General features: G+C 57.6%; 2 protein-coding genes. Both read right to left on the bottom strand.

What is annotated here, in order from left to right:
- Positions 1-137: 137 nt before the first annotated feature.
- Positions 138-1,073: a glycoside hydrolase family 130 protein gene (locus KKA81_16665; GenBank protein MBU2652559.1), complete on the bottom strand. Its 936-nt coding sequence runs from the start codon at positions 1,071-1,073 to the stop codon at positions 138-140.
- 152 nt (positions 1,074-1,225) lie between these two features.
- Positions 1,226-1,519, bottom strand: a complete 294-nt coding sequence (locus tag KKA81_16660) for a hypothetical protein (GenBank protein ID MBU2652558.1) — start codon at positions 1,517-1,519, stop codon at positions 1,226-1,228.
- Positions 1,520-2,635 lie beyond the last annotated feature (1,116 nt).

Below are 2,635 nucleotides of genomic sequence, written 5' to 3'. Positions count from 1 at the left end.
GGAAGACTTTCGTTTCCGCGGTAGTCCTATTGTCGGCAGCTTCCTTGTCCCCGCATCCGCCGAGCGCCGCCCATGCGACAACACAAATCAGCGCCGGCAGAGCTTGTCGGAATCGGCGGTTTGACTCTGCCGTCACTCTATCTGTCCTCCTGACAGGCATCAATCAGCTCAGAGATCGTCGCGGTGGCCAGCCCGATACAGGTATCGGCGGCGCCGTAATATGCGAGCACCCGGCTGTTTGGCAGGGCGAATCCCTGGGCATCGAACTCGTCGACGACAAGCCCGCTCGGGAACACAACATTCGGTACCTGGCCAACCAACTCGTATGGTTCTCTTGGTTCGAGAATATTCATTCGGCTGCGAGCGATCACGCGAGACGGATCGTTCAGGTCGAGCAGCACGGCGCCGGCCTGGTAGATATTCACGCTTGCAAAATGGGTTGCGATCCCGTGGTACAGGTGCAGCCAGCCCGCACGGGTGCGCACCGGCGGCGTACCCGATCCAATGAGTTCATCCCAGTAGTGTGGTCGTCCGCTAATGACCGGACCGAGCGAGCGCCACGCCAGCAGATCGTCGGACTCGGCCAGCCAGATGGTGTCTCCGGACCGCACCCCGGCGTTATCGGCGCGGCTGGGGCGTTCGAGTCGAAGGTACTTTCCCCCGATCTTTTCCGGGAACAGCACGCCGTTGCGAAAATGCGGCTCCGAGCAGATACCCAGGAATTCAAATCGTTGGAAATCGCGGGTCCGAATCAAGCCCAGCACACAGTCCACCGCCCGGTCCATGGCAACCATGATATAATACGCGCCTTCAAGGAACGTGATACGCGGATCATATATATGATGCGGAACCGGATCGAGCATTTCGATCCCCTCCAGTCGTACTTCCTGCCGATCCACCGCAAACTTGATCCCGTCGCGGCTGCGCGCCGCCATCAGGTGGGTTTCTCGGCCGCGGTCCTGCACCCGCAGCATCAGGATGTACTCGTCGCCGTGTCGGATAGCCCCGGGGTTGAATACCGAGGTCACGTCGGTCAGTTGCGGATTTAGAGCTGGAATGTCGGCCCTGGTCAAAATCGGGTTGTCGGGACAGCGTCGCATTTGGTCCTCCTGCGCAAAGGTTTCGGCATGCGCTAAGATAAGGATTGGGACGCGCCGGCAACAGTCAAAATGTCCGGCCGACACCATTCGGCGCCGGCCGCCGTCTTGCGCCGACGGGGCGCCTGCTATCGGGTTTGCAGGAGCAGCCCGAGGTCATCAAGCATCAGCCGCCGCAGCGACTCGCTCGGGCAATGGTCGACCGCCTGCCGCAGTTTGAGCGCCTGCTCGTGCCACGGTCGCCCGGAGTGCGGGCAATCGAATCGGTCGTGGCGTTTGTGGAGTCCGGCCATTCCGGCGATCCAACCGGTCGGACCGTCGACATTCCGCTGTGCACGGCACTCGGCGCCGCAGACGCGACAGCGAAGGCGGGCGGCCTCGGCCGGCGAGGTGACAAAGACATCGTATCCTTTGAGACTCATGGGGGGCTCCTTTCGGATGTGCGTCGGGTTGACCGGGCGGGCGCAGGATTCGCCAAAAACGAAAATACCCGCGCCAAACAGCGCGGGCGGCCACCAAAGCGGTCAACCTTTCGACAGTTTAGCGTAATATTTACCGTGGCAGCAATTGTCCTAAATCAACCACGTGTTTTGATAATTGGTCGCCGGTAAGCCCGTGTCAATAATCATATGCTTTAGGCGTTGGTTTGTCGGAAATCTTCTCTGATACTATCACGGTACTGCCGCACCCGGCACCACGTATTCACAAGACGCGTTTGCTCGATCGAATGACAGCGTATGTTTCCCGACGACGCTTTTCAACAATAAGAAGTCGTTGATGAAGCTGTCTCGCCCGTTGGGCTTCATTGGCAGAACGCTGCACCCGGTCCTCGTTCTCGACCAATGCGCTGATGATTCGGGCTGAGGGCAGACTAATCGATTGGCGCTCCGTAGTTTCTTTTGATTGTTCCGACTGAGGGGATACCTGAACCGGTTACTCTGATCCTGCAATATCTACCAGAAAGTCTACGGAATAGACTTGACACGGACAATAGAACACATTATAGTAAATTCAACGCGTAGGGTATCTCTGTTACTCCTGAATTGATGCTGCAGGGCGTCAGGAACTTTTGAATTACTGGCCGAATAATTGTGTGTGTTTCTCATGCAGGGAACTCATTTTGTAAACGGGCGCCGGCGTACTGTCGAGGAGACGCGTATGTTGTGCGCCGTGATTTTCAATACTGAAGGGGGTGATATGCCGACCTCTGACTAATTGTTTTTTCTCCAGGCGCTACGGCGCTGCGCATTGCCGCCCCGGAGTCGCACCGAGAGATGCGACCTCGTTCGCGGCAACACTTCTTCTGTCACGGTTTAACGCATCAAGAGTGACACCCGCTGCACGGCAGCGGCTGGCAGGGGAACTCGCAGGGTAATCAGGTGGAATCTCAAAACCGACTATTGGAGGCTACATGAGAGCGTTCAAATTGCTCTTTCTCACTCTTGTGACAGCGTTTATCGCAGCAGCGGCGATCGGTATGACCGCACAGGCTGCCTATATCACACCGTTCGAATCCGGCACGCAGGATCAGCTTTTGC

It is taken from the genome of Bacteroidota bacterium, assembly GCA_018831055.1.
Lineage (GTDB): Bacteria > Bacteroidota > Bacteroidia > Bacteroidales > B18-G4 > M55B132.
Note: the sequence above shows the minus strand (reverse complement) of the source record. Positions and strands in the feature narration are given on the sequence as shown.